Raw genomic sequence first — 22,905 nt, forward strand, 5'->3', positions numbered from 1 at the left:
TAGTCGTCACTCAATATTGATCCCCAAGGCTTCCGCGGACTCACGAAACAGCGATTCCACGAAGAAGTCAATCTGTTCAGGTGTCATGACAAAGACCGACTGAACAGCCATTTTTCGGAGGAGCCGCTTCGTCGCGTCACGGAAGAGCTCCATGCGTCGGCCGGTCTGCGCCGTCGCCGCAAAATCTAGCAAGTGACGCCCCATGGAGCGTGCCAGGATGGGGTACCCACCAATTCTCGGCTTCTCCAAAAGGTTCACCACCTCATCTTCACCGAGCTCCCCCGCCAATTCCGGCCCAAGGAGATGAACTCTCCACCAAAGCCGACCAATGGCAGTTCTAGTGAAGTCAAACAATCGATCTTCGGAAATAGTCCACTTCTTGGATTCCGCATGGAACTGCCCATACCGCCAAAGCACAACATCGGGAATTACGGCTGAGTTGATGAAGTTCCATACGTCAATCGTAGACGCATCCGCGGGCATAATTTCCATTTGAGCATGAATTTCCGGCCCTACGTTCCGGTCGAACTCGACGAGAACCTTATTGCTAACCTTAGACGGGAAACCAAACTCCCCGGCAATCCCCAAGATTTTGGTACGGAGGTTGAGCAGTTCAGTTGAACCTGCACGCTGCCTTGCCAAGGGATAGTACTGCGCGTTCCTCACGTCGAGATCGACTCCGGCCGCGATCTCGGACAAGCTCTGCGTGCGAAGCGACTCCCAGGAGCGTGCGGCGTCGTGCAAAGGCATACGTGGATAGCACAGAAGGGTAATGGACGTTGTCACGCTATTTCCCCCCGACTTTTGCTTGGAGCTCAGCCTCGACACGGCCAGCATCTTCCCGATACCGTTGCCGAACTTGGCTTAATGAACCACCGAGAAGACGCACCACGCTGGAGAGTACTTGGCCGAGTGAGTCCTCGGGATAGTCCATCTCAAGACTTAGCTCGTCAGAACTGAGGGCTTCACGTAGCAGTTGCCTCATAAAGTCCAACTCAAGGAAGCGCAGCCAAGGTGCCGACTCAGCTGACTCTGAATCCCTCAGCAGCTCCTCAATGTAGCTATTGTCGGAATTGAGCCAAAGCCAAATTGCAGCAGATGCACTCACTGACAAGTCACGAGTAGTGAGTCGCAACCACCAAAGCGACCTACTCGAACCAGCGAAGCCATGTTCGGCGAAGCTAACCGGCAGCATTGGGAGGCGGGGCGCAGACCCTTCAAGAGTAATTTTTCGCTCTAGTCGGAAGACGGTGTTGCCTAGCTTTTTGGGGGCAAATGGACTAACGACTTCGCTGTTAAGTTCCAAGAGCGATAATTGGAACTCTACGGATAAAGTTCCCGATATTTGATCGCCTGGTACCGATAGGTAAATCTGCTGTCGTCCGCTCCCTACAGTCCGCACATCAGACACGATAACGAGGGGTGCACCCGTAGACCGAGCTACTATAGCGGCCCCAAACTTCGCTGCCGATCCCAGTCGCAGTTCGTCTTGAACTTCCCGCAAATCTAACTCGAATGAGCACTTAACGTTGACATCATCGTAGTAAGTCCAGTCTTTGGCAAAGACTTCATCTTCAGCCAAGAGGGTGTCGCCAATCAAAACTTCCCACCTGAGGTCGGAAATTCGGTGTATAGGCAATGTCAGGTGACCCAGACTAACTCCTCGCATGCTCCACCTCCTCCACGGAAGCGGTGACACGAATAGCGGCGTCGGAAGGCTGAGTGAAAACTGCAGTAATTACGTCATCACTAGGTACCGCCACAGTTAGGGTTGCCGCCGACGACAAAAGACCATTACCGGAAACCCAGCCAGCAAAGCGCGGCGATTCAGCATGCTCGGGGCTCGACGCTTCGTTGCCCCCCGATTCGGTGACGACCCGGGCATCGACGCTGACTGTTGCCACGTTCCCAGGCCTCCCCCCGCTGAGCGAGAACGAATATCTTGCAACCACTTCTCCATCCAGGAGGTCGAGTGAGGACTCTGCGATCTGTCGAATAGAAGCCTTCCTCGGACGTTTCGTCCCAGATGACCTCGGAGTGTCCGAGGGCTCCTGCACTTCAGCACCTGCACCCGAGAACCCACTGAGTAAGCTGCCAAGGGCGGCAGACACCCGCGATGCTCCCTTAGATGCCACTCCGCTGCCGGCCTTGGCGCCTTGCGCCGAAAGGACGCGAAACGTCTCCCGAATCCTGTCCAACGTGATCCTGACAGGATTCGGGGTGTTTCTCTCCGTAGCCGCCTTCTGGTACACCCAATCGTCGTGTGTTACTGGCTCGGACCTAGCAAATGGCTCATTCATCCCCGGGGTCGAAATAAACACTCCGAAAATGGGAACACCGTTCGGCTGCGGAGCCACAGGCAGATACTTAACAACCATTCTCGGGTCTCTCATGAGGGCCACAGAGTTCTCGAGCTCCGAGCCCGTTGACACCGGAGTATGACTAATTCGATGCGTCAGGAGGCCGGAGGTCAATTTCGGCCGCTGCATGCGAATTGGTGTGAATACCGTCTGCCAGTTGCTTTGATAGTCCGGGTCCATGAGGCGTTGCCGCGCCTCAATGTAAGCTGCCGCAAACTCCCGATACACCGGATGTGAGAGAGGCTCTGGGGTAGGCAGGGAAACTGTGTCAGCGGTGAATTCAAATCGAATATTCGGCCCTTTGCCCAAGTCCAACGCATGGGGCCAAGCCCATTTCAACGCCGCATCGGCAATGGCAGCAACTCGCTCGCGACCACTAGTGACCCCTTCGAAATCCGGTGCGACAACCATGACGCTCGTCCCAGTTGCATCCTTTTTCGGGATCCGCATGCCCAATCGCTCCGCCAGACCGCGGGCAGAGGGGCCCACGAGAGGATCGACAATTCCGTCAACGCCAGGAACGCCCCACCAATTGCGGCCCGTGTATCGGCTGGCTCCATCATCATAGTCTCCGTCGCCACCGGAAACGCCGATAAGCCGAGACTGAATTGCCCCCTTATGGAGCGCTTGAGAGTAGATCAGACATAGTCCAACTTGGCTCGCACGGTAGAGCACTCCCTTGCCGAGCCCGTACGTCCCCCCTTCCAAGCCTTTGGACGTCGAGCGTCCAAGGTTGCGTACGAAATCCACAAAGTCCCGACGCTCTCCCTGACCGCCTGAGACATCTGCCCGGACGGGCCCCCCCAATCCTCTGGTCCCAGAATCAGAGATCACCAAGACGCGAATTCTTTTTTGATGAACAAATTTGTTGAGCTCCGTCGAGCGACATCTCGGTGGCAGCTCGGAGAAGACTTCGGTGGTGAGAATACTTGTCTGATACTCCGACATTTCATATTCATCCACTGAATAGCAAATCGGCCCGCTCTTGTCAGTTCGCGCATCCCAGCTGTTCTGCAGAGACTCTCTTAACACCAAGTCCCATAGCCCCAGGGAAGTTCGTCCAATGGCATTGTCGGCCGAGCGCGCATCCAAACCACCGTCCGCTCCGTACTGCTGACGATAAAGCGAAAGCGTCATGATCCACCTAGGCTAGCAAGTTGAACGTTACGCGCATCGTGTTCGATGGGTTCGAGCTGTCCCAGATCAATGGAGTATGAAATATTCCCCAGCCGATCTATCATGCCACGTGGAACTAGGTTTTCGGAGCTGATCTTTGGGAAAGCGTCATCTACTAGGTAGGACCTCTGCGTCAGCAAAACAAATCTCGAACTCTCATATGCCAACGAATCCGCGTAGTTATATTTCACACCACGAAGTGCCATCAGGAGCTCACTCCGCGATACCCCTTGGGCGATGAGTTCTTCGACTTTTTCAGGAACCGATACTCCGTTTGGCGACGGTTCGAGCTGGAACGCGCGTATGTACAAATCACCGTTATCGGGATGGTCCAGCTGCCGTCCACCATGAATAGTGACCGTCATATTGTTGTGATTCGTTGTGGCCTTTATCTCAACTGAACATCCAGCGAAGACGAAATCGTGTCGGCTACCTTGCGGGCCCTTCCATGACGTAATTGCTGCCGGCCCATGAACTTTCACCAGCTCACCCAAAAAAGTCAGTTCACCCAACAAACCCGCAAGCTGCGCAGGGCTCAAAACACCGCCGCCGTCGCCCTCGAATAGATTTCTCCATCGATCGAGTGCCACACTCACCACGTTGGCAGCGCGGTCGGGCTCTACTTCGATGGCATCCAGGAGATCGTCCACAAGTAGTCCAAACTGATGGTTGAGATTGGAGGCGATGCATCTGAGGACGACGAAGGGCATCTTTCCGTCATCAACGTCAAGATTGACGGTCTGTAATACGAGGGATTTGCTACGCCAAGCCTGAGGACCATCTTTTGGCTCACCGATTGGGACTAAGACAGTCGGACGACCTTCTGTATCGACTGCATGCAAAACGTCACCATAGGCGGCTACCACACCAGACTTTCTCGAATGAAAGGTGCCCAAAGCCGATATATCTTTAGCAAGGTAGTCGAATACAGAGCCCGACGTCTCTCTCATGCCCTTACTTTCTCCTCTTCAATTGCTTTGGCTTCGTCCAACTCGTCGGCTGCCCGGAGTTCGTCTTCAAGTGTCTCCAGATAGTCAGCGTCGACAGCGGCAGCAACGTAGTCAACAGCGGACCTAGGATTCCGCGATTCAGGGAACATGAAGCATAACCCGATGACGTGTTCCGCTGCGGACAGGGGTGCCCGCCCGTTCTCGACTGGTTCCACCAAAGCTGCCGCGTCCCGTGGTTCCGATTCCTTACAGATCGGGTAAACGCACAAAATCCCTAGTCGGCTGGTCTCCCGTAACTGCCTGTATTGAAGCAACTGACGGTCGGAAATCTGATCGGTGGACTTCAGCCACAGAGACTGACGTACAAGCTCCAGGCCGCCTTCGAGATCTGCAACCCGGTCAGAAGTCGAAGCAATTGCCTTTAGATTTGCAGTGCCGTCATTGCTTGGAATATACATTTTTTTGCGGCGCAACATCCGAACCTTTTCAGCAAGACCCAGATCCAGCTCACCACTGCCATTCAGAGGTTCCATAATGACAATATTCCAGCGCAACAGGTCACCCGCCGCGCATTCGTTCTGTATATACCGCCGTATAGCATCCTTATCAATTGACTTTGTGGCGTCATGAATTTCATATGACTCCAAGTAGTCGAGGACTTGAGTGGCCGAAACATTACTGAATCCGCGTCGACGTCCTGGCAATTCGGACTCCACATGCCCTTCTTCGAGGAGTCGCGTGAAGAGTTCCCTAGTGACCTTAATGTTGTTACTCAACCATGCAGAATCATTTTCTTTGAACATGATCGTTTGCACTCGACGCCCCGAATAGCTGACCTGAGCCGTAACGGCCGATCGCATCTTAGCGGCAGATGTAACTGACATCTGCGGATGGGTACGAATCTTGACCGGCAGTTCGGCCGGAGTTTTGCCCTCTACTTCGTAGATCGCAATCTCATCGCGTATTTCGGCCTCCACGATCGACAACATCAGGAACCAGCTCTTGAGTTCAGCGCTCATCCAGATACGGATAAGGTCCTCGTAGCCAACACGGTACCCAAACCAGCGGCCCATCTGCAGCAAAGTGTCGTAGGCGGATGACGCACGTACGAAGTAGCTCGAGATGAGCCCTTCAAGTGTGAGCCCTCGCGACAGCGTATTGCCACCGATCACAATGACAGTTTGAGCATGCTTCTTGTCGTACTTTAGACGATCAGTTGATTGATAGTTGTCAACAACAACTTTTGTTTCACGAGCCGTTGTCAGCAAATGAGGAAGGAGCTCCTCGAAGGAGATAGACCTATTTCCAAATGACTCCGCACCCACGCGCTCTGATTCCGAGTTCCAAAGATCTCGAAATTCCTCCGCTGTGCTGTCTTGGGTGGCGAGCTCCGAGCTCAGTGCGTCCAAGTGGTCCACCACCGCTTCCGCAGTCTTCTCATGTGCAGCGGCCAACATTGATGTGTGAATAAGCATCGACGAATGGGCCGCCTGGCCTGATCTCAGCCGACGAGCCGTTGTTGCCAACAGGAACCAGCGGATAGCCGAGTCCATAGCCTCTGGAACGTCTGGCGCCCACTCCTCCAGTGAACTCTTACTCCGAGGCGGTCGAACGGCATCAACCTCCATGTCGGACATCAACCGCACAACGTCCAAACCATCGTCGACGCCGGCGTCCAAATCGCCGCTTACCATCTGGCCAAAGATCCGCTCTGCGCCGAAATAATTTGCTGGTCGGGGCAAATCAACGATGAAATCCCTGGGATACAGGTCCTGCTCAACGCTTGGATCGATCAACAGGTTTGCAAAGGGCGTGGCCGTGTAAGCAATATAAGCCGCCTTGGGGTTTGCCAGTAGATCACGAATCAGTCCGTTGATGGTCGACTGCCTTTGTGCTCCGACATCAATAGAGGCTTGATCTGCTTCGTCATCGATAATTAAGATTGGGCAGTTTTGCAACGTTGTCGCCGACGCACTTTTAATCCATTTGTTCAACCTGCGAAGCCTTGCAGGATTCTTTTTCACAACGGCAATTGAGCGCAGAGACTGCGAACTCAGAATTGCGTCAGCCGTAGTTGCAACACTGAAGTCTTCATCGACGGATGTTAATGGATGCAGTATCGAGGTACACGGATTTATCAAGTATTCATTTATTCGGTCTTGCGTCTGCGTACGCAAATTCTCTGTCGTTCCGGTGAGGACAATCACAAGCCTGTAACCAACATCGACAGCCTTCGCGACTACCGCCATAAAATTCGTGGTCTTACCACTCTGAACATAGCCAAGAACCAAGCCGCGGGACCTAATAACTTCCTTGCCGGGTGGACTCCCCAAGCCAATGACTTTAGACGACGCTGCATCAACCCCACTAACAGCTTCTTCGGGGAGCTCCTCCAGCAATCGTGCTTTGAGTGTTGGCCAAACAACATCGTCTCGGCGGGGGCCCGAATACCAAAACCCTCTCTTGCGCTCAATCTCAGCCAAGACGCCAGGGTCCGGTATCTCCCTGATTAGGTTTAGCCGCTTCTCATACGCCAGACGAGCAGTGTGCACTAGGCCCTCGGGGGCATGGGACAGAGCTATCTGGGCCCCTTGCAGCGTCATGCCGCCAGCTACCAGCGCAGCGAGCGTATCCGCCATTGTATTGACATCATCGTCGGAGTACTGCGGTGCCCCCATTTGATCCCCATATTCGGTAGGTCTTCTGTTGAAGTTCGTATAAACCTGATGCTAGCGCCCTCCGCTGACGGAGACACAATATCTCGCAGTTGCTCAACAGGTTAGTGTCGCGACGTATGCGCATCGCACACTCTCGCCGAACGCGTGGGGCGATCAGTCGACAAGTCTTCCGGGGCGTTACTACAGGATCGGTAGCACGCACAAAGAGAATATTGCGTGAAGTTTACGGCTACTGAACGTTGCCGCTCGCCACTGCAAGCAGTTCTCGCTAAGTCGGAGCCACCTCGATAGCGGACCCCGCCACTAATCCGTCGGCGAGAAGTAGGACTAGGTCTACCACCGCCCACCCGAGTCCCCGAAGGTTCAAAGCTTCGCAACGCCGTATACGCATGCTGGGTTGGAGCGATAAGGACCGGAGACTTGCGAGCTACGAGTCAATTAACATTGGCCCATGACAATCTCTGTGGGGCAACTTTTCAGCAAGTGCGGCCTTGAGCCCGCCGGTGTCGTCCCCTGGGGAACAACTATACCTTCGACCGGTCCCGGCGTTTATGTGGTGGCCTCGACGCTCGAACTGGATGACGCGGTAGGGCATGTTCCTGTCTACAGCACAGATCCGCAGGCATTCCGCGCACTGAGAATGCTTTGCCCCAATCCAACGGTTGACGGCACGGCGGCTTCCGATGAGGAGTTGGCCGCCCGCATTGGTGCTTTTTGGATTCCGGAGACACCCATCCTTTACGCGGGCCTAGCCGGAACCTCGGTCCAGAAGAGAGTCCAGCAGTACTACAGCACGGCAATCGGTAAGCGTTCACCACATGCAGGTGGCTGGTGGCTCAAAACCATGGCCGAGCTGAATGACCTCTACGTTCACTTCGCTGTAGCTTCCGACCCAAACGTGGCCGAATCCATGTTGCTCAACACCTTCGCCGCATCCGTTCCTGCTTCGGTCAAGGAATCACTTCACGACAAAGAGCGAATAGCACCCTTTGCCAACATAGATGCGCAGAGGGGGCTGAGGAAACGGCATGGCCTGCAGGGTGTGAAAGTAACCCGGACATCCACGGAGACTGATAGGAACCCGACCTTGGACAAGAAAGTCACATCTACGAAGCCGGAAGTCCGTGCGTCGGAAAGAGACGACGAAACGGCCCGTCAAGGAGGCGTCCGAATCGAGTCGCAAGTCATAACAGCCGGCGATCGAACGCGATCAAACCTTCGGATCCCTTCTCGATCGAAGTTCGTTTTGCCAGCTAGCGATGGGTACCTGAATGTCATGGTCCAAGGCGAATCAATTAATGCAAGATGGCGCGTCAACGGTTCTCGTTCCGGAACTATCGGGCTTGGAAACGGCATCATGCGGACTATCGGAACAACGGACCAGAGTGTTTGGCTCCATGTTTCGTCCGACACGGTCATAGTGGAGGACTAGAAATCGATGACTTCCCCCCATGTCTTCGTCGCAATGGCAGACATCCTCAACCTGAAGTGCGATGCCTGGCTGCTCCCCACGGATTCACACCTAACTATCGAAGACCATTGGATGGCCGCCGACAAGCGTCTCCGAGAACTGGCCGCCAAATCGGCCTCAAGCGAGTTCAGACAAGGAACGAGCCTTGCGGAGGTCATTCGTCCGTGGGATGAGTCAAAGCCGATGCCCATCCTCACGGCTGTTCCGATTGACGGTCGCTGGGACGAGGCCGCCGTAGCTCAGCGCATCGAGGCATTCGTCGAGTGCTCCGTTCGGGAGATTGCCCAGCCCGCCTACCGGCCGTACAGACTACTGGCTCTGCCCTTCTTCGGGACAGACGGCGGTGGCGCCGGACAGCATCTGGGAGCGGCGCTCCGGGCCATACTCACGGTAAGCCAAGAGCTCTCCAGCAAACACCAAGTGGACATCGTCCTGGTCCTGAGAGATCGTGCTGCATTCTCCTTAGCACAGAAGCTGCGGCGTGATGCGAGCGGAACATCCTTCTGGTCAGGGCTGGAGGCAAGCCTTCAGGAGAAGGCCAAATGGCTTGGGCACCAGGCACGGTCTGGGCACGTGGTCCCTTTCCTTGGCGCGGGCGTCAGTGTCAGTGCCGGGGCGCCCACGTGGAAAGAATTGCTGCAGAAGCTAAAGGAAGGCGTCGAGCTTGATGAGCAGGGCCATAAGGCCTTCGAGTGGCTGCCCTTGCTTGATCAAGCTGGCATTCTGTCGCAGCTTTATAGGGAGAAGTACGGTACATCTGAGGCTTTTGGTAAAGCCGTAAGCGAAGCCGTGAAACTCAAGAATTACGGACTTGCCCCGGCTCTTCTGGCGACCCTGCCCTCCAGCGGAGCTATCACGCTGAATTACGACCAGCTCTTTGAGATGGCATGCCGGGATGCCCAGCGTCCACGCACTGTATTACCTGAAGACGTGCCCGCAGTGGGCAACAATTGGCTGCTCAAGCTGCACGGTTCCGTGAGCCGACCGGAGAGCATTGTGCTCACCCGTGACGACTATCTGGGTTACAACACCAACCGCGACGCCCTCTCGGCGCTCGTGAAGGCGCATCTGCTGACCCACCACCTTCTCTTCGTCGGCTTCGGGCTGGCGGATGACCATTTCCACGAAATTGTGCACGACGTCCGGCGTGCTCTTCCCGCGAAGAGCACCACTGATCGGGCGATGGGCACGGTTCTTTCCCTCTTCCAGGAACCTATGCAAAACCTCGTGTGGAAGGGAAAGCTGGACATCGTTTCGATGACCGAAACGGAGTTCCCCTCCGGTGACGAACCCACGAAGCGCACAGCTGCAGCAACAGCCGGTCGAGAACTGGAGGTGTTCCTGGACATGATGGCGGCGTACGCCACGGAGAGCCACTCGTATCTGCTGTCACCCTTGTACTTCAAAGGTATGACGGAGGCAGAGGCCGATCTTCGGAGCCAACTCCTCGCTCTCGCGGTCTCAGAGCGATCGGTCGAGACAGCCGAAGTCTGGGGCGTCATTGACGACGCAATGCGCCGCTTGGGCTGGACCCCAGGCTTCACCCCGTCTGCATCGACCTACCCCGGAAATTGAAGCAGTCGCCGGCGTGCGCTCAGAGTTGGGCCCCAGCCTCCAAAGTGGCAAGGCCTGCCCGCTCAACTTCACGACGGGTAGACCGCAACCGGATCCATTCGTGGTGCTCTTGACACCTCAGCGGATTCATTCCCCCGATCCCGCCAATAGTTGGCCGGGCTACCAGACCGTGAAAGTCGGTCATCTTGCGACGTCCACAAGATGATGTCCAAAAGACGAACGTCCGTCGCCTCTCCCAAGTCTGGAGACATCTCCAAGGCTTTTTCGCGAATATGAGTAAGTTCAGCAGCTTGATCCTTCAGAATCCGTTGAAGGATGAAGAGAGTCCGTCGAATCTTCTCCCAGCGAGGTTGCCTGCCTGCACTGAATGCCGTACGTTCAAATCCCATCGCGACCGCCACATGACCGTCAAGGACAGGGATGACATCGGGCCTGTAAAGCGCCAACAACTTAGTCATTTTTGGAGCCCATGCTCCAGCAAAGCCCGTTCTGCAGAGCAACGCAACCTTCTCCACGTCGGAGTCCTCCATGCTTTTCAAGTCTTGCGACGGTAGGTCACGAATCTGCTCTGCCAAGTAGGACCTGTACTCCTGGGTGAAACTCGCAAGATTAGCCGGCGTTATCCGTCCTCCAAGTGCATCCGCCCAGAGCAGGGACCACGGCGCAATGTGTGTAAAGTGTCCCGCCCTCCTCGCGGCGAACGAGGGAAGGTCGTATGTATGCCACCCGCTCATTGGGTGGCCACAATAAGCCCGAACACGACTGACTATGTCGTCAAGGCGCTGCTCACCTATGCCGGCGGGCATTCCGGGGGACAGATCGATGTGATCAGCGATGCGCATCAGGTACCTCGACAGCTCCGCACTCAGGTTCAGACTCCACCCCGGCTTTAGGTTCAGCCTGAGGTTGATCCTTCAGTTCGGGGCTTGGCTCCATTTCGGCGCGTTCACGGCGTGAGTTGATGCCCTCAGCCATTTGGAGCACTGAATCTTCGACGGCGGCGCCAATCGTCCGCGGTACAGAGGCAACACCACCCCCGACCTCTTTTGCAAGGTCAGCCACCGATCTCAGCCACCCTGGCCGAGCTGGAGGCTCCTTCAGCTCAGGCATTCCAAAAACTTCCGAAAATGCCTTGAGGAGATACTGAATTCTATCGACGGACTCTGCGACCTTGATTGAACTACGTGGGGCCCGGACCCGTGTAAGCGCGCTAAGCCGCCCCAGCGACTCCGCAGCCTCTGACAACTTCCTTATCTTTTCCCTCGTTGCCGAGAGAAGCTCATTCGTAGCCGATTCGCGGTCCCCGGCGAGATATTCGGCCTCAGCTTCGTCGTGAGCGCGGGCGATGGTTAAAGTATCCATTCGGGCCGTGTTTGCCAGTGACAAAGCAGCCATCATGAGCCAGTGTTGTAGTTCGCCGTCAGCAGCGAATTGTGCTTGTCCCAGCCGTTCCTTGACTGATCCTCGTGATAAACCCTCTTCGAGGGTTTCCAGATGTCCAAGCGCCACAAAAAGGGACTGCGCCAGTTCCGTGGGGTGATCCGCTATAAGATCCCAAGCGTTGTTAGTTACCGAACCGGTCTTTTCATAAGCCGTGTAGGCCGCAGACAACACGTGTGTGATGCCCTGGACGTTGCCCATCTCGCGCGTTCTCGCGTCTTGGAGAAGCCGATCCAGCTTAATGTCCAAGGATGCGATTGCTTCCTCTATGTCCTTCAGTGCCATGCGAAGTGCCATTGCGGCGGCAAGCGCATGAACATTGGCAACTGAAGCAGGGTTGATACCGCTCGACTGGACCAAGTCAACAAATGTGTCGAAGCGGCCATCCGTCCCTCGAAGTACGGCGCTGAACACGTCCCCATTTGCGACGTGACCGGCAAGCTCATGAAACTTGGCGAGTGAGTTGGGAGTCATCTGGAACCAGTTGCCGCTGGCACTCATGCCAATCGCGCCCAGCCCGCTTACTGCGGCGACAGCGTCAGCAAGCCCTCGCCCCACGGGGACGCCCTCGTCTGCACCAATGTCGAGCTTCTTGAACAAAATGGCCAAGGCGTCCGGGTCGCCTACGGCGATAGCTGATGCTCCATCAACGTGCAGCGCAATATCCTCTGAATTATGTGACCCCATGGCCACATTGTGGCACAGTGCTAATCTCACGGAATAACCCACTGTATGGAGGAGTAGTTGTGGCTGGGAAGCGAGATCAAACTACGGCCTTCTTGAAGCATGCAGCTTCAAGAGCAAAAACGAACTCGTCACGAATCTATTCGATCGCAAAGAATCCTGCCACACGTGTCAAGGTTGAGGGACTCATAAGAGACGGCCAAAAAATATACAAGGCAGCGACTAGCCCTGAAGCTCAAAAGGCATATCGGTTGGTGGTTAGTTCGATCAAGAAAGTTCGACGAAGCTAACGGCACCTCGGAGGTCGGTACCTCGAGAACCCACCACATTCAGCTCGCACCACCGGTGCCCTCCGGCGGAAGTCCTGGCTCGCGAGTAAGGACGTCCCCACCAGTGCAAGGATGAGGCGTGGACACTACCTCCGAAAACCTGGCCATAGCAATCGGAAAAGCCTTGGGCGGAGGGCAAGCGAGCGCCTATGACGGTACCGTATTCTGCCAAGGCCTCAACCATCATTTGAGTTACGCCGTCTTAGTGCACCCCAGGGCCTTTACGTGGTCCGCGACGGAGTTGCCGGACGGACCTACGCGCACGTTCGACCCCCCGACGACCGATCATCCAGACCGACGGCGTGGATGATCCCTACGGCCTTTCCATTGAGCGCATTCCGTTTGCTTTCCCGAAGCCGTCCAGCTTTCATTTCCTCTGTCTCTGCCCATCTGGGGCAGGCACTTGGACGACTATCACCCGGTCGCCTCCGAAGTTCATGGCTTGGACACGACACTCCCGCTCCGGCATCGCATGGACCCGACGATTTTTGGATCCTTCACTTTCGAAACCGAAAGCGGTATCGCCAAGAGCTTCTTCACTCCCTCCACGGCGATGAAGCTGGACCGTGAGACCGTGCCCGACCATGGAAGCTACGACTCGGTTTCTTAGCCGCCTCCGGAGACGCTGACTTTCAGAATCGCTTTCGCCCGGATCAAAACACCCGCTAACAGGAGATGGCCCGCAGACGTCAGTCCGCGAGCCATCATCAAAGCCCGAGTCACTCAGTGCCTCGAGGCTCCGCACTGGACTCAGGTCGTTTGCTTCGCCTCAACTCATAAACGCCGTAGCAGCCGAACCCCAGCATGAGAACTGCAGCCGCGGCACGCCACCAAACAAACGGCTGCCAGCTTGCGAAGATCACGGCCATCACGAAAAACGACACCACTTGGAACGTCGACGGAATCCGCTTCTTCGGGCTGCCTTCAGTCATCGCTGCACGCTACCAACCCGCGCAGCCCGCGAGCGTCAACCCTATGCTCGACAACGTCCCCTCGAGCGCCCACCCAACGACGGCACCACCCGGAGCGAAAATGGTGATCATGCTGACTCCCCCGCCCAACGCGCAACTCCAAGGCTGTGCTTGCGGTCAGGACGATTGTTATCTTGCTGATGTACTTCCGGATCATTGTTGCTCCTAGTGAAGAACGATCTTGCTGACCCGCAAAGCCTGCGCGGGGGATCCATCGGCTAGGTGCCCAAAAGCCCCGAACTAGGTGGCGGGCCAGCCGAACTAGGTGCGCAAAAGCCCAAAAATAAGTGGCAGCGCCCTAGGCCCTAGGTGCTGTCAAGCAACCAGCAAGTTGTCATTTCGGAAATTTCCGACATATGATCAAGCGGTGCCCATCGACGTCTTCGGAGCCATCGCGAACCCCTCGCGGCGCACCATCCTCGATAGCCTCCTCGGAGGTCCCCTGACTGCGGGCGAACTGACGGGTCGATTGGAACTCAGCCGCTCATCGGCGTCGGAACACCTCAGCGTCCTCAAGGAAGCAGGCCTGATCCGGGAGGAACGGCAAGGCAGGCACAGGCTGTACCACCTCCAAGCCGCCGGGCTGCAGGAAGTCAGCGGCTGGCTGAAGCACTACGAGCAATATTGGAACCAGCGGCTCGACGCCCTGGCCGACCTGCTGGACGGCCAATCTACTGAACAGGAAAACACCGATGACTGAGAACGCGATCCGCCTCGAACGCACTTTCCCGCACCCCCAGGGCGCCGTGTGGGCAGCCCTGACAACGCCCGACCTCCTCGCGCGCTGGTGGGCACCCGGCGACATCGCACCCGTGGTCGGCCACCGGTTCACCATGGACATGGGCGGCTGGGGCCAGCAGCCCTGCGAAGTCCTCGCGGTCGAGCCCGGCACGTCCATCAGCTTCAGCTTCGCCGAAGGCACCCTGGACACCACCATCACCTGGACGCTGAAAACGGTCGACGCCGGGACCACCCTCTACTTCGAACACGCCGGCTTCAATTTGGACTCGCCCATGGGACGCCAGGCCATCGAGGGCATGGGCAACGGCTGGCCGGGACTCCTCGCCCGCATCGACGAAGTCTTGGTCAACGCCAGCTAGCGTCGGCAAGGAGGCGAGTTAGAGCGCCTTGTTTACGCCTTGTCCTTGGCCCACCACAGGAACTCGGAAGCATGTTGTTGGTGTCTAAAACCCTCCCCGAGGAGTGCCAGCAGAAGGTCGTTGCTCCAAAGAATAAGACGTCCTATGGTCCAGTCAACCTTCTCAGGGTCGGGCAGTTCCAGGCCCCACAGGGAAAGGGCAATCTCACGCTTTCCAGCTTCTCCGGTGTACTTGAGGATTGTCAGGTACGTCTGGGGGTAAACGATGCAGAGCACCTTCGTGAGGAGCGATTCCTTGAACCCCTTCATTCCGAAGGGCTTCGTGTCTTGGATCAGCGCCGTTAGACGGTCCTCAAGGTCGACTGGTGACGTGCCCCGGAGCAGGTACTCCACCACCTTACGAACTCGCGCCGCACTGGCTTCTGGTCCCAGTTCTTTCCATGCTTCATTGAAGACGGACATGTTCCCTGGATTTGCTCCCACGTTGGAGTTGCCGAAGTCTTTGAACTCCTGAGGGTCCGCCTTTTGAAGGCCTTCAGCGCTGAATATCTGCTGGTATCGCGCCCAGTAAGGAGCGACATTGGGTACAGGCTCGGGTTCCCGGCGAAGAAATTCAGTCTTAAGTCGCCGGACAATTTCGAGCCTCTCGGGGTCGACGTCCGTTGGCTGAGGAAACCTTTTCTTGATCTCTTCCAGGGTGGGAAGCTGAATCTTTGGCCGCAGAGGCTCACCGCGCAGCCATTCCAGCCCGCATTTCGCACATTTGAGCCTTCTTTGTGTCCCTGTCAACCGTTCGACGAGCCCGACATGTTCGTCAGTCTGACAGCGGGAACACTCTAGGAGATCGATTGCCATGAGGCCTACCTTCCGAACGCGATGACGATATGAAGCGAACTCACGTTAGCAGCCCAAATCGCACCAAACCTAAGGACAGAACCACCGACAATCGGCTCGCTCCCGTAATTACCCAGATCAGGGTGGAGAATCGCGGGTATGGGTGGATCAACGTACCGACTGGCAACGCACAATCCGGCTCGGGATGCTGCCCGAAAGCAAAGCGCATCCCGCGCGGACGACTTCGGCGCGTTCGCAGTGTGCCCGTCACTCACGGATCCAGGCCCACCCTCCATTTCCGGCCCATCCAAGGTCGAAGCGGGAATCAGGGTCGCTGCGAACTTCGCCGACGCGAACAAGGTAGCGCAGTGCCTGATCACCCTCAAACCGGCGCCGAACCTGCCCATGCGGAGCGTGCACCTTGTCGATCTTTTGGCCAAGGAACTTACAAGCTTCGCGTACAGCCGCATGGTTGCGAGAGGTGGCGACGTGCCAGCAGCCCTGCAACACGCAAGCGCTCAGCCCACATCCATCCGAATAAACGGGATCGATACTGCCGGGTGGAGTCTGCAGCATAATGAGCTGCGTGGCATTGTCGCCCGATCTGGAAACCGCGTGTACATGTGGCTCACCACGCGGGCCCCTGCAGAACCATTGGCCCTACTCACCGAGGACTTCGGCGCACATCTCAGGGCGATGCGCGGCAAATAAGCCAAGTGGTACCGTGCATGAATGCGGCCGGTTCTAGGGGGACGGCATGGAAGCTTGGCAGTGGATACCGGTGATTCTGGCGGGAGCATCAGCTCTCTACGTCACCGGGCTCATCGTTTGGGGCGTCTTTGATGTCCTCCGTGAGGACCGACTCGACCAGCTCGCCCGCGCGCTGTGGGTTCTACTTCTCTTCGTCCTGCCGGTCTTTGGCATCCTGGCTTGGCTGTATGCCAAACCCAGGATCGTCGGTGCGCCCACCACTATCCGCCTCAAGAAGACCCTCTAAAAGAGCAAGCTAAACCTAGGCCGCCAAGCCGCCCGCCGCCGTCGTACCCTTCACGGAGCACAAGCAGGTCAACCGCCCGCAATCTCCCGCAAGGTGTGCAAGTGCGCCGCCCACACCTCGCGCCCGGCAGCCGTCAGGCTCGCCGACGTCCGAGGCATCTTCCCCGCGAAGCTCTTCTTGATCTTCACGTACTCGGCCTTCTCCAGGATGGCAAGCTGCTTGCTCAGTACGGAGTCGCTGACCTGGATCGCGTCCCGCAAATCCTTGAAGTCCAGCGACTCGGCCTTGGCCAGCGCGGCCATGATCGAGAAGCGGACCGGCGAGTGGACGAGTTCGTTGAGCTTGTGGCGCGGGTGTTCCGCAGGGATGCTCATGCGCGCAGCTCCCGGAAGGCCGCGGCCAGGCCCACCGCACCAAGCGCGATACCCGCCGGTAGGTAGAACCACAGGTTTCCGTCCTGGAACAGGATGGCTCCTGCCGCCAAGGCCACCACATACAGGGCGAAATACGCCACCAAGGATGTCAGGAAACGCTTGGTGTACCCAGCCTTCGTGGAACGCTGGAACATGGGCCAAATACTGGCCGTCACTGCGGCCCACGCACCAACGGAACAGGCCAGCAACGCAGCGCCGTAGCCGGTGACGAGCACTATGTGCATGCCGATCATGAGCAGCGACCCTATGATCGCGAGGCTGGTGAAGGTGACAGCAACCGGCCAAGCGGCGGCGTTGGTTGAGGCGGCGCCGATGGCCTCTGCCTTGGCCAGCAGTTCACGTGCTTCTGCAGCGGATGGGCTGCCGGTGGTCTCATTCATGCTTCCCCCAAGGATTCGAATCTGATGTCTCGACAGTAGGAAAGTACTTTCCATGTTGTCAAGTACTTTCCAGTGATCACCGTTAACACCCGCCCCACCAGACCCGGTAAATTTGATTCCACGAGTTTGACCCTCGGTGAGCAACACCATTCGCGCGCCTCACGAAAGCAGGATCATATGACCGTCTCTCCCCTCATTTGGGGCATCACCATCGTCGTCATTTTGGCGCTCTTGGCCTTTGACTACTTCTTCCACATCCGCAAGGCACACGTCCCGTCGCTGAAGGAAGCGGCCATCTGGTCCTCCATTTATGTGGGACTCGCGATCGTTTTCGGCATCCTGGTGCTGATATTTGGCGGCGGCCAGATGGGGTCCGAGTACTTTGCCGGCTACATCACGGAGAAGGCCCTGTCGGTCGACAACCTGTTCGTCTTCCTGATCATCATGGCGAGCTTCCGGGTGCCGCGTGAGGATCAGCAGAAGGTCCTGCTTTTCGGCATCGTGTTCTCGCTGATTGCCCGCACCGGCTTCATTTTCCTGGGCGCCGCGCTGATCAACTCGTTCGCTTGGGTGTTCTACATCTTCGGCCTCATCCTGCTCCTCACGGCAGGCAACCTGCTCAAGCCCGGCGATCACGGGGATGATCAGGCGAACAACTTCATCATCCGCGTGGCCAAGAAGCTTTTCCACACCACGGATAAGTACGACGGCGACAAGCTCTTCACCATGGTCAACGGCAAGCGTGCCCTCACGCCGATGCTCTTGGTGATGGTCGCTATCGGCGGCACGGACATCCTTTTCGCGCTCGACTCCATCCCGGCCATCTTCGGCCTGACCCAGAACGTCTTCGTCGTGTTCACCGCCACAGCGTTCTCGCTGATGGGCCTCCGCCAGCTCTACTTCCTGATCGACGGACTCCTTGACCGCCTGATCTACCTTTCCTATGGCCTCGCTGCGATCCTGGCGTTCATCGGCGTCAAGCTCATCCTCCACGCGCTGCACGAGAACAACCTGCCGTTCATCAATGACGGCGAGCACGTCAACGTCGTCGAAATCACCACCGGCCTCTCGCTGAGTGTGATCATCGGCGTCCTGGTCGTCACCGTGGTGCTCTCACTGATCAGCCCGGCGGGCAAGGCCCAGACGGCCATCAACAACGCCCGCCGCCACGCCGTCGATTATCTGGACCTGGACTACACCGCCGACGCCAACGAGCGCGAGCGCATCTACCGCGCGCTGACCGCGGAAGAAGCCCAGATCGTTCAGATGCCACTCAAGTACCGCAACAAGGCCAAGGACGTGGAGAAGATCCGCGAGCAAGTGGCCGAGGCGCACCGCCAGCACGAGGCGTTCCTCAACCGCTAGAGCTAGCCGCCCAGCAGCACGCTGACCTGGGCACGGATATCGTCGCCAACCTGGGCATCGCTCAGGCCCAGGTTGGCTGCCGACGTCATGCTGATGAACATCACCGCGGAGATGATTCCGGCCAGCTTTTCAGCTCCCCGCGCCGCCAGCTTCTTGTCACGGTTCAGGACATCGACGACGGCGGCTTCCGTCCGTTGGGTAAGGGCCAGCGCCTCCGCGTGGTGCGGCTCAGCCGGATCGCCAAAGACGATCTCCTTCAGATAGGTTCTGCCGTTCTCAATCTGTACCCGGTTGCAGGTGATGATCGGGTTGATGATGGCCATCACCGCTTCCAGGACCTCGGCTTCGGCGGCGGCAGCTTCGATTCCCACGTCGAGCGCCTCGGCGTATTTGACGTTGTGCACCAGAAGCAGCAGCTCCGCCTTGGTTTTCGCATACAAGAACAAGGTTCCCGACCCGACGTCGGCCTTCTCAGCCACTTGCTGGGTGGTGACCTCGTCCACTCCGTACTGGGTGAAAAGCTCTCGGGCGGCCGCGGTGATGCGGTCAAGCTTTTCCTGCTTGTTCCGCTCACGTCGGCCAAGGGTCTGGGGCGCAGGCTGCATTCAGTTACCGTATCAGCGGCCCAAGAACTCGAGGGCTACAGGGACGAACCTGTCATGGAACTGGAAGATGCCGCCGTGTCCGGAATCCGGGTAGATGACCAGTTCGCTGCCCGGAATCCGACGGTGCATGTCGCTTGAAAGCACCGAGGGCACCATGCGGTCGTTGTCGCCGTTGGCGATCAACGTCGGCTGGGTGATGACGCCCAGATCGGCCGACGGCGACAGTCCCCACCGGCGGATCGCTTTCAGTTGCGTCTGGAAAGCGCTGAGCTTGATGGGTGCCTCGCGATTAGTGGTGCGTTCCTTGAGTCGGTTAATGAAGGCCCGGGCGGCAGGCTTACCGGTGGCATTCCTGTTGAAGAACAGGAACTCCTTGGGATCCTGCCGGGTGAGGCTGCCCCGGAGAACGTCGTAGTACGTGGTTCCCATAATCTTCTGAATGCCTTCTCCACCGGCAGGGCCGGTACCGGCGAGAACCAGCTTGCGCACCAAACCGGGGTGCTTGAGCACCAACGACTGCGCGATCATGCCACCGAGCGAGAAGCCGAAGAGATCCACCTGCTGATATCCGAGAGCTTCGATGAAGGTGGCGGCGTCGTCGGCCATGCCGTCGATGCTGTCCGGAACGGTGCCAGTGGACGCGCCTACTCCTCGGTTGCTGAAGGTGATGACGTGGTGCTTCGCGGCGATGGGGTCGATGATGCGCGGATCCCAGTTGTCCATGGTCCCGGCGAGGTGAATCAGGAAGACCACCGGAACCCCACCCTTGGGCCCCATCTCCCGGTACGCGTACGTGACTCCGCCTGCTGTCACGGTCTTAGCGGGTACTTGCAAATATGACTGTTGTTCACTGCTCATGATGTTCGTCCTGTCCTGTGGTTGTTGCTGGCGTAAGGTTTTTGGCTAAAGGTGGCTGACAACGGTCTTGCCGCGGACGCCGCCCTTTTCCATGGCAGCAAGGACATCGGCCGTCTGATCGAACGGCACCACCCGGCCAAGGACCGGCTTGATCTCCCCCGCATCGATAAGTCCCGCAATGCGGCGAAGCTGGTCGCCGTCTGCACGCATGAAGAGGAACTGGTAGCTAACGCCCAGGCGGCGGGCCTTGCGGCGGATACCCGAGCTCAGCAGGGTCGTCGCACCCAGCAGCACAGGGTTTCCGCCCAGCTGCCGGGCAAAGTCTGCGTCGGGCGGGCCCGCGATGCCGATGGCTTTGCCACCCTTTTTCAAGACCTTCAGGGACCGTTCCAGGTTCTCGCCGCCGAGGCTGTCCAGAACGAGGTCGTAGTCATGAAGGATCTCCACGAAGTCCTCGGCGCGGTAGTCAATCACTACATCAGCGCCCAGCTCACGGACAAAGTCTTTGTTCCCGGCGCTGACCGTCGTCGCTACGGTTGCGCCTAAGTACTTGGCCAGCTGGATGGCGATGGAGCCTACTCCCCCGGCACCGGCATGGATGAACACCTTCTGCCCGGGGCTTACGTTTCCGCGCTCCACCAGCGCCTGCCACGCGGTCAAGGCCACCAACGGAAGCGAGCCCGCTTCTTCCATGCTGATGGTGGCCGGCTTGATGGCCAGGTCTTCTTCGGCCACCGCGATGCGCTCCGCGAACGTGCCGATCCGGTGGTCCCCTGCGCGAGCGAAGACCTCGTCGCCGGGCGTGAAGGACCGCACCTTCGGCCCCACCTGCAGGACCACGCCAGCGACGTCGTGACCAAGAACCTGCGGCAGTTTGTACGGGAGGATCTGCTTGAACTCCCCCAGCCTGATCTTCTCGTCCAACTGGTTCAGGCCGGCTGCGTGAACCTCCACCAACACATCGCGATCGCCGAGCACCGGTTCAGGTACGTCGATCTGCTGCAGTGGTTTCTTGTACTGGTTGAGGACGAAGGCTTTCATAAGGGGTCTCCCGTGTTTGATTTCTGACTTAACTCAATTATGAGTCTACTCAGTATTTTAAGCAAGGGAAGCTGCGGACCTCCCCCGTCGGAGACGCCCGCACGCTACCCCGGGAGACGGCGCCGGTGGGACTGCTGAGCCCCGTTTAGACGACTCGCTGCGTATAAGACGGCAGGAAACGTCGAATACGCAGCGAATCATCGAAATGGCCGGCCTGAAGCGTTACGTCGCCGGCTTCCGCCACATCACTGCGAGCACCAGCACCACGGCACTGAGCCCCAGCATCACCAGTACCATGAGCCCCCAGTTGGCCTGGTTCACACCAGGGCCGTAGAACACGCCGATCAGCACCGTCGCGGTGATTGCGCCAAGGTAGCGGCAGGTCTGGAAAATCCCGGCGGCCACTCCGCGTTCTTCGGGCCGGGCGGAAACGTAGAGACCCTGATTGGATGCTGTGCTGACCATCCCATACGGAACACCCATCAACGCGGTCAGCACGAACACCAGCGGCGCCCACAGCGTCAACGTCAACGCGCCCAACGTTCCTGCCGCAGCAGTAAGAATCAGAACGCCGGTGATCAATACAGGCCGGACGCCGTACCGCTCTATGAACCGCACCGTCAGCGGCGTCACCACAACCGACAACGCCGCAAGGGGCAGCATCAGCAGGCCTACTATGCCGGCGTCGTAATGGCCTGCCTCCTGAAGCAGCTGCGGAAGGCCGAAGAACGCGAAATAGTAGACGCCGCTGAAGACGATAAACAGCAGGTAAACCAGCAACAGCGGACGGTTCCGCCCCAGCAAACGCAGATCCAGGAATGGCGGACGGAAGCGCAGCTCACGCCAGGCGAAGAGCGCCCCGATCACTGTGGCAGCGCCCAGCAGGTACCACCGGTAGCCCGGCATGACGTTCAAGAGCGCCATCATCGCGAGCATGAGCGAGGTGACGAAGGCCAAGATGCCGGGGATGTCGGAGTCGCGGATCAGCGTCCCCAAGGAACCGGTCTCGCGATGAGCGTCCGCGGGCGCCGTCTGCCGAACCACGAACAACGCAAGCAAAGCGATAGGCACGTTGATCGCGAACAGCGCCTGCCACCCGACAAGGCTCACCAACAGCCCGCCCACCACCGGACCGACAGCCGCGGCGGACGTATTCGCCATCTGGATCCGGCCCAGCGGTCGTGTGGGCGGCAGCTTAGCCAGCCGGCTGAGTTCGGTGACCATCACGACGGCGGATGGGTACGCCGTCGCGGTCCCGACAGCCATCAGTGCGCGGGCCACGCAGACGAGCGCGAAGTTGGGCAGGAACGGGGCGATCGCGCAGGTGACTGCGACCAACGCCATGCCGAACATGAACAGTCGGCGGGGGCCGAAGCGGTCCGCGAGCCTGCCCATCAACGGCTGCCCGGCGGCGGATGCCAGGTAGAACGACGTGATGACCCAGGTGACCGTGGCGACGTCCAGCGAGAAATGCTCCCGCAGCACCACCAACGCAACGGCGATCATGGATGAGTTCAACGGGTTCAGCGCCGTCCCCAGGCTCAACGCCGCAATAGCCAAGCCGGGGCGGGGGTTGTTGGCAGTCACCTACCCAAGTTTGCTCCATGGTTGCCTCGGGTCACGAAACGGGCTCATAGGGCGGACCATCAACTGCCTGC

23 protein-coding genes are annotated in these 22,905 nt (G+C 58.0%); 8 read left to right on the plus strand and 15 right to left on the minus strand.

The features are described 5' to 3' along the window. Nucleotides 1–6: 6 nt before the first annotated feature. The 5 genes from ABHM97_RS04635 to ABHM97_RS04655 are packed head-to-tail and all read right to left on the minus strand — an operon-like array spanning nt 7 to nt 6,969. The gene (locus ABHM97_RS04635) at nt 7–786 is read right to left on the minus strand and encodes a DUF6339 family protein (protein ID WP_349469773.1); all 780 of its coding nucleotides are present in this window, start codon (nt 784–786) and stop codon (nt 7–9) included. A gap of 1 nt (nt 787) precedes the next feature. Continuing rightward, nucleotides 788–1,600: a hypothetical protein gene (locus ABHM97_RS04640; RefSeq protein WP_349469774.1), complete on the minus strand. Its 813-nt coding sequence runs from the start codon at nt 1,598–1,600 to the stop codon at nt 788–790. Nucleotides 1,601–1,655: 55 nt separating this feature from the next. After that, nucleotides 1,656–3,497 (minus strand): hypothetical protein, encoded by a 1,842-nt coding sequence (locus tag ABHM97_RS04645; RefSeq protein WP_349469775.1) that lies wholly within the window; start codon nt 3,495–3,497, stop codon nt 1,656–1,658. Continuing rightward, on the minus strand, nt 3,494–4,486 hold the full coding sequence (locus ABHM97_RS04650; protein ID WP_349469776.1) for a PD-(D/E)XK motif protein: 993 nt from the start codon (nt 4,484–4,486) through the stop codon (nt 3,494–3,496). Before ABHM97_RS04650 ends, ABHM97_RS04645 begins: the two co-directional genes overlap by 4 nt. Then, on the minus strand, nt 4,483–6,969 hold the full coding sequence (locus ABHM97_RS04655) for a Z1 domain-containing protein (RefSeq protein WP_349469777.1): 2,487 nt from the start codon (nt 6,967–6,969) through the stop codon (nt 4,483–4,485). The genes ABHM97_RS04650 and ABHM97_RS04655 overlap by 4 nt, the downstream gene beginning before the upstream one ends. A 646-nt stretch (nt 6,970–7,615) precedes the next feature. Between ABHM97_RS04655 and ABHM97_RS04660 the strand changes: the two genes are divergently transcribed. After that, nucleotides 7,616–8,596, plus strand: coding sequence for a hypothetical protein (locus tag ABHM97_RS04660; protein ID WP_349469778.1), 981 nt, complete (start codon nt 7,616–7,618; stop codon nt 8,594–8,596). 6 nt (nt 8,597–8,602) lie between these two features. Then, complete coding sequence (locus tag ABHM97_RS04665) at nt 8,603–10,210, plus strand: SIR2 family NAD-dependent protein deacylase (protein ID WP_349469779.1); 1,608 nt, start codon at nt 8,603–8,605, stop codon at nt 10,208–10,210. Between the two features lie 68 nt (nt 10,211–10,278). On the opposite strand, the gene ABHM97_RS04670 is transcribed toward ABHM97_RS04665, so the two are convergent. Further along, entirely contained in the window at nt 10,279–11,052 is a 774-nt protein-coding gene (locus tag ABHM97_RS04670) for a DUF6308 family protein (RefSeq protein ID WP_349469781.1), read from the minus strand. After that, nucleotides 11,039–12,337, minus strand: a complete 1,299-nt coding sequence (locus ABHM97_RS04675) for a hypothetical protein (protein ID WP_349469782.1) — start codon at nt 12,335–12,337, stop codon at nt 11,039–11,041. Before ABHM97_RS04675 ends, ABHM97_RS04670 begins: the two co-directional genes overlap by 14 nt. A gap of 768 nt (nt 12,338–13,105) precedes the next feature. On the opposite strand from ABHM97_RS04675, the gene ABHM97_RS04680 reads away from it, so the two are divergent. Next, complete coding sequence (locus ABHM97_RS04680; RefSeq protein ID WP_349469783.1) at nt 13,106–13,273, plus strand: hypothetical protein; 168 nt, start codon at nt 13,106–13,108, stop codon at nt 13,271–13,273. Between the two features lie 109 nt (nt 13,274–13,382). Here the strand turns inward: ABHM97_RS04680 and ABHM97_RS04685 are convergent, their stop codons facing one another. After that, nucleotides 13,383–13,595 carry a hypothetical protein gene (locus tag ABHM97_RS04685; RefSeq protein WP_349469784.1) on the minus strand — a complete coding sequence of 71 codons (213 nt, stop codon included), beginning with the start codon at nt 13,593–13,595 and terminating at the stop codon, nt 13,383–13,385. 406 nt (nt 13,596–14,001) lie between these two features. Between ABHM97_RS04685 and ABHM97_RS04690 the strand changes: the two genes are divergently transcribed. Both ABHM97_RS04690 and ABHM97_RS04695 read left to right on the plus strand, forming a co-directional pair. Continuing rightward, the gene (locus ABHM97_RS04690; protein WP_349469785.1) at nt 14,002–14,334 is read left to right on the plus strand and encodes an ArsR/SmtB family transcription factor; all 333 of its coding nucleotides are present in this window, start codon (nt 14,002–14,004) and stop codon (nt 14,332–14,334) included. Continuing rightward, nucleotides 14,327–14,734 (plus strand): SRPBCC family protein, encoded by a 408-nt coding sequence (locus ABHM97_RS04695; protein WP_349469786.1) that lies wholly within the window; start codon nt 14,327–14,329, stop codon nt 14,732–14,734. The genes ABHM97_RS04690 and ABHM97_RS04695 overlap by 8 nt, the downstream gene beginning before the upstream one ends. Before the next feature lie 32 nt (nt 14,735–14,766). Here ABHM97_RS04695 and ABHM97_RS04700 read toward each other — a convergent pair whose 3' ends face one another. After that, complete coding sequence (locus tag ABHM97_RS04700) at nt 14,767–15,588, minus strand: hypothetical protein (RefSeq protein ID WP_349469787.1); 822 nt, start codon at nt 15,586–15,588, stop codon at nt 14,767–14,769. A 138-nt stretch (nt 15,589–15,726) separates the two neighbouring features. On the opposite strand from ABHM97_RS04700, the gene ABHM97_RS04705 reads away from it, so the two are divergent. Together ABHM97_RS04705 and ABHM97_RS04710 are read left to right on the plus strand one after the other, a co-directional pair. Continuing rightward, on the plus strand, nt 15,727–16,278 hold the full coding sequence (locus ABHM97_RS04705; protein WP_349469788.1) for a hypothetical protein: 552 nt from the start codon (nt 15,727–15,729) through the stop codon (nt 16,276–16,278). 46 nt (nt 16,279–16,324) lie between these two features. Continuing rightward, entirely contained in the window at nt 16,325–16,564 is a 240-nt protein-coding gene (locus ABHM97_RS04710) for a PLDc N-terminal domain-containing protein (RefSeq protein WP_349469789.1), read from the plus strand. Nucleotides 16,565–16,632: 68 nt separating this feature from the next. Here the strand turns inward: ABHM97_RS04710 and ABHM97_RS04715 are convergent, their stop codons facing one another. Next, nucleotides 16,633–16,938 (minus strand): winged helix-turn-helix domain-containing protein, encoded by a 306-nt coding sequence (locus tag ABHM97_RS04715; protein ID WP_349469790.1) that lies wholly within the window; start codon nt 16,936–16,938, stop codon nt 16,633–16,635. Beyond that, nucleotides 16,935–17,378, minus strand: coding sequence for a hypothetical protein (locus ABHM97_RS04720; protein WP_349469791.1), 444 nt, complete (start codon nt 17,376–17,378; stop codon nt 16,935–16,937). The genes ABHM97_RS04715 and ABHM97_RS04720 overlap by 4 nt, the downstream gene beginning before the upstream one ends. Nucleotides 17,379–17,555: 177 nt before the next feature. Between ABHM97_RS04720 and ABHM97_RS04725 the strand changes: the two genes are divergently transcribed. After that, entirely contained in the window at nt 17,556–18,743 is a 1,188-nt protein-coding gene (locus tag ABHM97_RS04725) for a TerC/Alx family metal homeostasis membrane protein (protein WP_349469792.1), read from the plus strand. A gap of 2 nt (nt 18,744–18,745) precedes the next feature. On the opposite strand, the gene ABHM97_RS04730 is transcribed toward ABHM97_RS04725, so the two are convergent. From ABHM97_RS04730 to ABHM97_RS04745, 4 genes are all read right to left on the minus strand, one after another. Then, nucleotides 18,746–19,348, minus strand: a complete 603-nt coding sequence (locus ABHM97_RS04730; RefSeq protein ID WP_349469793.1) for a TetR/AcrR family transcriptional regulator — start codon at nt 19,346–19,348, stop codon at nt 18,746–18,748. A gap of 12 nt (nt 19,349–19,360) precedes the next feature. After that, nucleotides 19,361–20,206, minus strand: coding sequence for an alpha/beta fold hydrolase (locus ABHM97_RS04735; protein ID WP_349469794.1), 846 nt, complete (start codon nt 20,204–20,206; stop codon nt 19,361–19,363). Between the two features lie 45 nt (nt 20,207–20,251). Beyond that, nucleotides 20,252–21,247, minus strand: a complete 996-nt coding sequence (locus ABHM97_RS04740; protein ID WP_349469795.1) for an NADP-dependent oxidoreductase — start codon at nt 21,245–21,247, stop codon at nt 20,252–20,254. A 222-nt stretch (nt 21,248–21,469) separates the two neighbouring features. Next, nucleotides 21,470–22,834 carry an MFS transporter gene (locus tag ABHM97_RS04745; protein ID WP_349469796.1) on the minus strand — a complete coding sequence of 455 codons (1,365 nt, stop codon included), beginning with the start codon at nt 22,832–22,834 and terminating at the stop codon, nt 21,470–21,472. Nucleotides 22,835–22,905: the final 71 nt, after the last annotated feature.

The organism is Paenarthrobacter sp. CAP02 (assembly GCF_040137855.1).
Lineage (GTDB): Bacteria > Actinomycetota > Actinomycetes > Actinomycetales > Micrococcaceae > Arthrobacter.

Coding starts and splice junctions, on each gene's coding strand:
- ABHM97_RS04735 (WP_349469794.1), bottom strand. CDS start 20,206: ATGAGCAGTGAACAACAGTCATATTTGCAAGTACCCGCTAAGACCGTG.
- ABHM97_RS04720 (WP_349469791.1), bottom strand. CDS start 17,378: ATGAATGAGACCACCGGCAGCCCATCCGCTGCAGAAGCACGTGAACTG.
- ABHM97_RS04715 (WP_349469790.1), bottom strand. CDS start 16,938: ATGAGCATCCCTGCGGAACACCCGCGCCACAAGCTCAACGAACTCGTC.
- ABHM97_RS04695 (WP_349469786.1), top strand. CDS start 14,327: ATGACTGAGAACGCGATCCGCCTCGAACGCACTTTCCCGCACCCCCAG.
- ABHM97_RS04725 (WP_349469792.1), top strand. CDS start 17,556: ATGACCGTCTCTCCCCTCATTTGGGGCATCACCATCGTCGTCATTTTG.
- ABHM97_RS04730 (WP_349469793.1), bottom strand. CDS start 19,348: ATGCAGCCTGCGCCCCAGACCCTTGGCCGACGTGAGCGGAACAAGCAG.
- ABHM97_RS04700 (WP_349469787.1), bottom strand. CDS start 15,588: ATGGCAATCGATCTCCTAGAGTGTTCCCGCTGTCAGACTGACGAACAT.
- ABHM97_RS04645 (WP_349469775.1), bottom strand. CDS start 3,497: ATGACGCTTTCGCTTTATCGTCAGCAGTACGGAGCGGACGGTGGTTTG.
- ABHM97_RS04650 (WP_349469776.1), bottom strand. CDS start 4,486: ATGAGAGAGACGTCGGGCTCTGTATTCGACTACCTTGCTAAAGATATA.
- ABHM97_RS04710 (WP_349469789.1), top strand. CDS start 16,325: ATGGAAGCTTGGCAGTGGATACCGGTGATTCTGGCGGGAGCATCAGCT.
- ABHM97_RS04685 (WP_349469784.1), bottom strand. CDS start 13,595: ATGACTGAAGGCAGCCCGAAGAAGCGGATTCCGTCGACGTTCCAAGTG.
- ABHM97_RS04670 (WP_349469781.1), bottom strand. CDS start 11,052: ATGCGCATCGCTGATCACATCGATCTGTCCCCCGGAATGCCCGCCGGC.
- ABHM97_RS04675 (WP_349469782.1), bottom strand. CDS start 12,337: ATGGGGTCACATAATTCAGAGGATATTGCGCTGCACGTTGATGGAGCA.
- ABHM97_RS04740 (WP_349469795.1), bottom strand. CDS start 21,247: ATGAAAGCCTTCGTCCTCAACCAGTACAAGAAACCACTGCAGCAGATC.
- ABHM97_RS04665 (WP_349469779.1), top strand. CDS start 8,603: ATGACTTCCCCCCATGTCTTCGTCGCAATGGCAGACATCCTCAACCTG.
- ABHM97_RS04705 (WP_349469788.1), top strand. CDS start 15,727: ATGGGTGGATCAACGTACCGACTGGCAACGCACAATCCGGCTCGGGAT.
- ABHM97_RS04660 (WP_349469778.1), top strand. CDS start 7,616: ATGACAATCTCTGTGGGGCAACTTTTCAGCAAGTGCGGCCTTGAGCCC.